Source organism: Lysinibacillus sp. TE18511, from assembly GCF_054062295.1.
Genome location: NZ_JBSSFD010000073.1, coordinates 1 through 9,558 on the forward strand (window position 1 = coordinate 1; position 9,558 = coordinate 9,558).

At 36.9% G+C, this 9,558-nt stretch carries 6 protein-coding genes and 1 rRNA gene; 2 read left to right on the forward strand and 5 right to left on the reverse strand.

The genetic code is table 11. The features are described 5' to 3' along the window. Nucleotides 1–756: 756 nt before the first annotated feature. The 4 genes from ACVWXS_RS25240 to ACVWXS_RS25255 all read right to left on the reverse strand — a co-directional run bounded on the left by ACVWXS_RS25240 (nt 757) and on the right by ACVWXS_RS25255 (nt 7,044). Nucleotides 757–3,825 (reverse strand): hypothetical protein, encoded by a 3,069-nt coding sequence (locus ACVWXS_RS25240; RefSeq protein ID WP_456960610.1) that lies wholly within the window; start codon nt 3,823–3,825, stop codon nt 757–759. Nucleotides 3,826–4,219: 394 nt separating this feature from the next. Continuing rightward, a complete protein-coding gene (locus ACVWXS_RS25245) occupies nt 4,220–5,248 on the reverse strand; it encodes a DUF916 and DUF3324 domain-containing protein (protein ID WP_456960611.1) in 1,029 nt (342 codons plus the stop codon). Between the two features lie 232 nt (nt 5,249–5,480). Beyond that, complete coding sequence (locus ACVWXS_RS25250; RefSeq protein WP_456960612.1) at nt 5,481–6,236, reverse strand: WxL domain-containing protein; 756 nt, start codon at nt 6,234–6,236, stop codon at nt 5,481–5,483. Nucleotides 6,237–6,255: 19 nt separating this feature from the next. Beyond that, a complete protein-coding gene (locus ACVWXS_RS25255) occupies nt 6,256–7,044 on the reverse strand; it encodes a WxL domain-containing protein (RefSeq protein WP_456960613.1) in 789 nt (262 codons plus the stop codon). Nucleotides 7,045–8,491: 1,447 nt separating this feature from the next. Here ACVWXS_RS25255 and ACVWXS_RS25260 point away from each other — a divergent pair. Both ACVWXS_RS25260 and ACVWXS_RS25265 read left to right on the forward strand, forming a co-directional pair. Beyond that, complete coding sequence (locus tag ACVWXS_RS25260) at nt 8,492–8,713, forward strand: IS3 family transposase (protein WP_456960615.1); 222 nt, start codon at nt 8,492–8,494, stop codon at nt 8,711–8,713. 319 nt (nt 8,714–9,032) lie between these two features. Continuing rightward, entirely contained in the window at nt 9,033–9,221 is a 189-nt protein-coding gene (locus ACVWXS_RS25265) for a hypothetical protein (RefSeq protein WP_456960614.1), read from the forward strand. Nucleotides 9,222–9,465: 244 nt separating this feature from the next. On the opposite strand, the gene rrf is transcribed toward ACVWXS_RS25265, so the two are convergent. Then, a 5S ribosomal RNA gene (rrf, locus tag ACVWXS_RS25270) occupies nt 9,466–9,558 on the reverse strand; the annotation flags it as partial.

Consider the following 9,558-nt stretch of genomic DNA (forward strand, 5'->3'; position numbering starts at 1 on the left):
GATGTCCAAAATTTTGTTTCGTTCACTAACTCAAGGTTAGCTACTAAAAACTTTATTGATTACGTTTTGCTTGTTCAGTTTTCAAGGTTCATTTTGTTGCCGTTATTTCAGTAGCAACTCTTATATAATATCATGTCGTTCGCTAGATGTCAACAACTCTTTTTTGTTTGATTGTTTTTTAGTAGCTGTCTTAACGACTTGTATAATATTACACCCTTAATTTAAAAAGGTCAACACTTTTTCTGAAAATAATTCATAGTTTTTTACTTAATCGAGAAACTTCCTATTATAATGATTAAGAAAATATTTTAATATTAGACTCACAATCTCTAATGTTTTATTGTTATCTAACATATCATTTCTTCAAAATTTCTATTAAAAAATCAAACAAAAAGAGCCTAGGACATAAAAAAAGATGACTCCGTCAAATATCGAAGTCATCTAATTGCCGCATAGTACGGCACTCCCTATTGCTATCATCATCAAATACTTGTTCTGTAATTTTAACGCTGAGCGTTCTGACTTCGTTCCAGAAATAGAGTGGTCCATAATCCCCTAGTCTAACCTAATTACAAAAGCATGAGACTGTTTAAATGTGCAATCTCATGCTTTCTTTTTCTGAATTATTTAATTGTCAACTAATCCATGAAACACTTATATATAACTTATTGAAAAGATTGGATTTCCATCACTTGGCATAACACACTTGATATTTCTCTTTTTAATGTAACCAAGCTTACCAACATATGACTACATCTATTCATTCACAGGTACATTCTGCAGAATCCATTGGACCGTTCCGTCATATGCATCAGCTTTAGCAGTACCGGCTGGCACTTCTAAATAAAGCCCATCTCCTTTTGGGGTCCATGCATTAGAAATGTTGATTTCTTCTTTGCCAGTTGTTTTCTTTTTATAAACCAGTGCTGAAGTATTTTCAGTAAGAGTTGAAACACTTCCACCATAACGGTAATATAAGCCATCTAATGTAGAATCTTTATTCTTCTTCCCTGTTAGCGGCTTAACTAGCTTAGCCGTCATCCTCCAAGACGGATTTCTCGACAACGCACGACTATCTTTTACAGATAAAGACTCATCAAATTGGATGAGCTGATACGTTTTAGTTCTCGACGAAATCTTAAGCTTTTCTCCAAAGCCAATCACCCCGGGTGCAGAAACGAATTTCAACACGCCAGAAATTTTGGTTTTCACTTCATTTGATGTCTGCTTGACTTCATCACCTGTACTGTATTTCCCTGTAGCTGTCGCTTGACTTACAACAAAGTCTTCTTCTGTCGCACCTTCTTTCACCTTCGCATTAAAGGTGAATGTTACTTTTGTAGAGCGTAGCACTTCAGGGTTAGTATCGAGGGTTGCCACAATCTCATTAACATTGTATGTTACTGTACCGATTTCTTTACCATTTTCATCTATTACTTTAAGGTCTGTTGGCGATTCTAAATGTGGATCATATTTTTGTGAAATCGTAAATTGACCATATGTCCCTTTATCATCCGGGATATAGCCGGAATCTACTAAAATCTCATACTTCAATGTTTCACCTGGTGCAACTTCTATTGGCACTTTACCATCCACACCAAACACTTGTTCTTCAATAGTTAATTCAGGTCGGATTTTTATTGTTTCAATATTAGATTGGAGCTTCTCGTCGTCCGCCAAAAATACCGTCACCGCATATACACTAATTTCGTGATCTAATCCCTTCTTCACTTCATCTACCGGAATCGTATACCCCCACGATTCATCTGTATTTACACTTGGATTTTCTTTATGTGCGAATTTCTGAGGCTCACCGTCATCTACCTTATAATAAAGTTCGACATAATCAGCTTCTTCCTCTTGATTGTTCCACGTCCCTGTAATACGGTATCCTTTATCTATATATTCCCCGTCATTATCCAATTTAACCTCTACCGGAACATACGATCTATCCCGTCTGTTACTTACCGCAATCTCCAAATTCACTTCCCTTACTGTATCCGGCATTTGCCTTTCCGTTTCCCATCTTAATGCCCAGGCTGGATGCACCGTGTAAGGATACATCACATCCTTGCCGGGATCAGGAATACTTGGCGCATTTAGTGTATAAAAAAAGAGATTATCATCACTAATACCAGCAGGATTACTAGTGAATGGTCTAATATCCGGGTTATTAGTTGCTCGCATTGCAGCTGGATGATTCGCATAACCATTATAGAAGAAATAAAGATAATAATCTTGACCGTCCCTCATATTCGTCTCATGAAAATATAATCCTTTATTATCTCCTAAAGAATACATTTTACTGTCTTGATGTCGTTGGGCAATATCCATATGCACGGAATAACCGATATTTGTATAACGGTATCGATTAGTTAAGTTCAAAAATTTCATACTGACATTAATACGCCCTCTTCTCTCATCCGTCAGACTCATTTTAATTTTTAGATATCCCTCTACGTAACTCGGATTAACATTGCTATCTAGGACAGCTGCATAAGCAACCAACTCATGTGTCTTTTCATTTTTATATAATTTCAAAATTGGCATGTAATCAGATTGCTTTTTTGCCTTATCGTTTTCGTATTCCCCATAACCAATCTCAAGTACACTACTCTTGAAATTTGAACTATTCCTTCCTGCTTGATAATAATATGTTACAACACCATTATATTCATCGGGATTATAATCCTCAGATAGAGCTGTTAATAATGAGAAATTTTGTACCAGTATATGTGCGTCACGGTTATTCACAAAATCGGAAAGTCTTGTATACGTAGCAGGCAATGGACGTCCCCAGTCATCCCCATATTTAGTATAAGAGCTCATATCTTTTAAGGAGTTCCGTGTCCGCGCCTCTAAAATATACCCAAAAGACATGTAATAAGATCTGCCTTTGTAGCTCTCTCTTGTTGGAAGTTCAAGGCCTACATTTGTACTCATTTGTGTAAATCCATCTAATTCATTCGGAGAATCATCCAACTTCGAAAAATCAATCTGATTGATTGTACCAACTTGTTTTATAGGAATTCCATAATATCCCGCTCGAGGACTAGCAACTCTTCTTATACATTTAGGTGCTGATTTTTCTTCACTATCTAATTCTTCTTGTTCTTCACCTTCAGTTACTAGTTCTTCTCCTTCAATATTAGACTCTAGCTGCTCCTCTTCTTCAGCCACTAGTTCTTCTCCTTCAACATTAGACTCTAGCTGCTCCTCTTCTTCAGCCACTAGTTCTTCTCCTTCAATATTAGACTCTAGCCGCTCCTCTTCTTCAGCCACTAGTTCTTCTCCTTCAATGTAAAACTCTTCCTCACAGTCAACTTCCAAATTTTCTTCAATTTCAGGCTCTTCCTCTTCCTCACAGTCAATTGCTAAATTTTCTTCATCATCAGTCTCTAGCTGTTCCTCTCCTTCAATTACCAAATTTTCTTCAGTTTCAGACTCTAGCTGCCTCTCACACGCATTCGCAAGATTTTCTTCATCTCCAGATTCTCGCTTCTCCTCTTCTTCAGTTATTGGAGCTTCGCCATTTTCAATCTCTGATTCTTTCTCTCCTTCGGTAGTTGGAGCTTCACCATTTTCATTCTCTGATTCTTTCTCTCCTTCGGTTGTTGGAGCTTCACCATTTTCATTCTCTGGTTCTTTCTCTCCTTCGGTTGTTGGAGCTTCACCATTTTCATTCTCTGGTTGCTCCTTATCTTCAGTTGTTGGAGCTTCGCCATTTTCAGACTCCGGTTCCTTACATTCAGTTGATAGATTTTCCTGGCCATCAGACTCTAGTTGTTCCTCACATTCAATTTCAGACTCTGTAAGATCACCCATAATTGTTTCTGCTATAGATACACTCAGCTCCGAAAAGACTAGAACAAAAACTAATATCGATATTACTATTTTCCGCATATTTCTTTTCACCGACCTTTTTACATGTTAAGCAGCTTCATAACGAACAATGAAGTTAAACGCATACTGATTACTTTGCTCATCTTCTCATTTTTTCAAATTAACTTTTTCTTTTTAATTTTTAACAAGTGATTCATCTGAATTTTTATTGATTCACTTGTTAAAAAACCAATCGCTTGTCGTAATCAGCGTTAACTGATATACGCCTCCATCCTGCATCTCAGAAACATAAATTGGTGCATAATTTTTCTAAAACGAAAAGTCAGCAAAGTAACCGGTACAGCTACTTCCAAAACAAAGGCGTATTTTTGTTCAATTAATTTATTTCTTGTTGTTTCTTCTGCTTCTTTTTGCTATAAAATATAAACAATAGTAACCCTGCTACTAGAAGAATTAGCAATCCTACCAAATATGCTAGATAATTCGGTCCTTCAATGGATACATCGGTTGCGTTAAATTGCTTTACTTCTTCCCCTTTAATGGTAAAATCCTTCTCAAATTCCCATGATTCTTTGCTCGACTTAGCCTTTACATGTAACGTATATGTTCCAGATTTGAATTTTTCCCCATTTAGTGAAATCGGGTATTCAAAATTTGAATTTGGCGCCATTTGCATGTCTTGTTTTTCCGATTTATAGAGCACCTCTGTTTTCCCTTTTTTCGTAACTTCCGCGTCCACTTCAAAACGGTTTAAATATGTTGCCGTTGGATTTTGAAGCGTAGCATTAATTACATTACGGGCATTCACTTGTCCAGCTTTAACATCGTGTAATTGCAAATCTTGCTTCACTATTTCATCCGTTTCTTGTAGGGTAATTCCCACTACATAAGCATATCTATTTTCAATACTTACACCTTGAGTTGTTTCCTCGGTATTTTTTGACGTTGTTTTCTTCTCTTCTAATGTAATTCCGCCCGCTAAAATCCCATCGAATTCTTCTTCAGGCATCGTTACATTTAACTGTAAATCCTTACTTCCCTTAGCCGGAATCGTAATTTCCTTCTCAGTTTGAATTAAATCCCCTAATTCATAAGGCAATGAAGAATCACGTTCAGCACTTGTAGGACCGTACTCTACAACTCCATTAATATTCGTTGTAGCAGAATGAATGATCGGCTCAATGACGACATCCTCTTCCGTATCATTTTTCAATTGAATCGTTAATGTCTGCTTTTGATTAGGCTCCATTTTCAGATTGAAATAAGATTTTTGTTTATCAATTTGGTTGTCTGGAATGACAGTATACACACCAAAATTAAATTCAGATGCAGACGCAAATGGCGTTAACCATACTAGGCTTACAATCAATATTCCGAATAAGGTCCTTAACGTATTTTTCCTCATATTTTCTACCATCCTTACTACTTAAAAGTCTTCAAAGATTTAAAATTACTGGTAAAAACCCGTAATGCTTTCCTCTAACAATGGAGCAACAGGATGCCACGAAGTCTCGTACTCCTGTCGCTCCACGTTAACTCGCGCTTGTTGCAAATCGAGTTAACAGGATTTACACGGATTTTTACCTGTATCTCACAATATTGCACTGAAATGATAGGATACTATTTTTGACAGTCTCTTATTTTTGTCCAGGTACGTCAGTCAGTGTCCATGTTAATGACGTAGAATATTTTTCTGCATATTTTGTAGTTGAACCGGGGATAGAAAGTTCAATACTATCCGCTGCTGTAGCGTCATCACCAAATACTAATACATAAGTACCGGACCCTTCTTTATCTTTGGCAGACATAATGTTGTCAGCTACACCCTTCCCATCTGGTTTTAAACTAAATGAAGTTTTTACAATAGATGGTTTTGTAGATGCAGACGCTGTATTCACCCAAGCATTTTTAAAAGTAATTTCTGCACCCGTTAGTTCTTTATCTGTAGTGCTCTTGAATTGACCATTTTGTTTCACTTGCAATGACCAACCTTTTTCTGTACCACGACTATCTGTAACTTGAACATAGTTCGGGCCGTCGCCACGACCGTTAAATTTTTGCGGTTTTACTTTGTAAACTTGGTTGGTAGAAGTAATTATTTGCTTACCAAAGTCTAAGCTAGAAGCATAGTCAATACTTAATGGACCAGGTGTTCCTGGTTTTGGACCGTTTGGATCAGTTGGATCTACTGGATCTACTGGATCTGGATTACCTGGATTAGTTGGATCTACTGGTGGTGTTATGATGTTAGTAGCTGGTTCAAATTCGATAATTGCATTTGTTTGATACACGCCACCATCTGCCGCATAAGAAGTGACACTTCCTCCTAATACCAAACCTGTTAACATTGTTGTTGCTACGCCTAGAGCTTTTAAATTAGTATTGATTTTCATGTTTCATCATCCTTTATTATTATTTGTTACCTGGAACATCCGACAAGTTCCATGTAAATTTTGTACTGTATGCAACAGCATCTTTTGGCGTTTTCCCTGGAATAGAAAGGGAAATCGCTTTGTTTTTTTGTACTTTCTCACCTTCAGCATTCGTTATCTCATCTACCTGTCCCCAAAGGTTTACCCAAAGTCCAGCCCCTTCTGTTGGCTTTGCTGACATGACAAGTGACTCAGCACCATTTGGATCTAACGTAATTTCTTTAGCTGCTGTTGGCGGTGTCACTTCTGTTTTACCTGTAACAGTCGGATTCACAAATTTGATTTGTGCGCCTGTTAATTTTTTATTTTGCGCTGCAACATTAGCAAACTGACCTTCTTGTTTAACGGTTAATTTCCATCCGGCATTTGTTCCGCGATTATCTGAGATTTGGGCATAGTTTGGTACATATTTACTTCCTTCACCAGAACTTAACACTTGTGCATTCGCATAATAAATCTTTTCTTTGTTCGAGATTTCATTAATACCAAAATCGAGGCTCGATACAAAATCAAGGCCTAGCGGGCTTCCAGTTCCTGGTTTCGGACCTTCTGGATCTGTCGGATCTACTGGATTTACTGGCTTCTCTGGATCTGGATCAGTTGGATCTACCGGTTCTTGTAAATCTTCATTCGGAATAAATGCCACCATGCCATTTGATACGTAAGTAACTACTTTTTCTTTTTCTTCCGCTGAAGCAAATAATGGTGAAATCGCCGTACAACTTAGTAAAGTCGCAATTGCTGCAAGTTGCATAGCCTTATTCTTCATTGTTTAAATTCTCCTTTCATGTATTTTTTATATTTACGTATTAGATAAAATGCTAATACGATAAATAACATTTACTACTTAATAGTTGAATTATAAATTAACTATTTTTAAATATTTTGTAATAAAATTACAGTTTTTAAGCAAAAAAGGACATCCTTTTCTTTCAACCATCCTCCCATTTCTTATTGCATATTTATTTATATTTACGTATCAGATAAAATGCTGGTACGGTAAATAACAACACAGAAAATGTTATTCTTATAATAAGATACATCCCTCATTTGTGGATTTTTCTTGGCCATAAACGATGGAAGCTTTTCGATTCAAAGGCTTACGATTTCGCATTAGATGAAAAAGAAATAGTTAGAAACATCACTATTATTATCACAAATACTAGTTTATTTACTTTTTACACTTAACCTATACCTCAATTTGAACTTCTTTAAACATTTTTTTCTCTTTTATTTCTTTTTTTACTTTTCATCTCTTACAATTACCGATTCTAACGTATTTTACAAAAGAATTAAAATCAACTTTTGTTGCTTTCTTAGCATAATTTGATAATGCTGAATTTCTTTAAAAAAATTCTTAAAATTCTAACTTTATTTGAATATTTTCTATTAGGTATCTCCAAAATCATTGTTACAATCGGGATATTATTCAATAATTTGACATTCGAAATAACGATGGTACACCTTCTGTATTGCTTGCAACAGTCGAATTATCGATAACCATTCTCTAACTACTTTTTTTAAATTATTTCATCATTAAATCGAAACAAAAGGAATTCCTTTTATCGGACATCCTTTTATCTTAAGGATTATACTTATTAAGATTAAAATCTAAAGGGAAAAGATGCAAATCAGCTTTTTGTTCACTTTTGAACAAAAATTGATAAACTGCTTATTTAACTCATTATGATAATTATTTTCAACTTTATATTTGAGCATGGATCGTGATGTTCCTTCTTAATACAAAATAGGACTTTCTTATCCTTATATCTCTAAGTTCATACTCATACCGAGTTGCACATAGAAAAAAGAGATGTATCGAATATACGATACATCTCTTACGCATATGCTATTGCATGCCTATAACCTTATACCATCCAGCAAATGTATACATTTCTTTGTCAGTGCCGCTGGGGCTTGCAGCAATTCATCTTCTAATATTCCCTTATACGGTATTTCACTTCATTACTTCCCAATCAATTATGCCTCCGCATAATTGCGACCGGAATCGTCTTTGTGCTTAGGCCTGCAGATGTGTTTTAGCGGCAGCCGCAGATGGGTTTTGCGCGAGAGCGTAGCCGCAGCTTTAGATTTAGTCTTAGATACTCTTACAGAACTAGCCACAAAAAGAAACGTGTACTGGTATCCTTCATTCTGATCAAGGATACCAGTACACGTCAATCAAATATCATCAACAGGTTGAACAACTGGGCATAATCGGCAGCCATTCACGTAAAGGGAACTGCCATGATAATGCCTGTATCGAATCCTTCTTCTCACATTTTAAGAGTGAATATTTATATCTCTTAGCTGACAATTCGGAGGATGAAATGATACAAGCCGTTGAAGAATATATATATTTTTATAATTACCAACGCTTCCAAAAACGACTCAACCATCTGGCACCGATAGAATATCGACTCCAGATGGTTGCTTAGTCTCTTTTAAAGCTGTCTACTTGACAGGGGTAACCCCACGATACATCTCTTACGCATATACTATTGCATGCCTATAACCTTATACCATCCAGCAAATGTATACCTTTCTTTGTCAGTGCTGCTGGGGCTTGCAGCAATTCAGCTTCTTATATTCCCTTATACGGTACTTCACTTCATTACTTCCCAATCAATTATGCCTCGGCATAATTGCGTCCGGAATCGTCTTTGTGCTTAGGCCTGCAGATGTATTTTGTGCGAAAGCGTAGCAGCAGCAGATGTGTTTTTTACGAAAGCGTAGTCCTAACGCAGCGGCAGCTATGTGTTTTGTCTATGCGAAAGCGTAGCGACAGCAAAAGGGTGTTATCTGCGCGAAAGCGTAGCGACAGCAAAAGGGTGTTATCTGCGCAAAAGCGTAGCGACAGCAAAAGGGTGTTATCTGCGCAAAAGCGTAGCGACAGCAAAAGGGTGTTATCTGCGCGAAAGCAAAGCGGAAGCGGCAAAATGTTAGTCACTCAGTTTCAGCGGATGTTTGGGCACCCGCTGAAAAGTAACTTAAAACCGCATTAATCTTACTAGCTATAGAGGTGGGCGACTTCTGTACCTGTCGCTACGGTTTCGGTACAAAAAACATTTACTGAGAGAGATTAAACCTAAAGTAACAATATAACTTATCAGTTCGTTTTTCATAGTTCAAGGGATTATTTATTTCCATAGAAAAAAAGCCGAGGAATAAATCCTCGACTTTTCTAGGTGCCTAGCGACGTCCTACTCTCACAGGGGGAAGCCCCCAACTACCATCGGCGCTAAAGAGCTTAACTTCCGTGTTCGGTATGGGAACGGGTGTG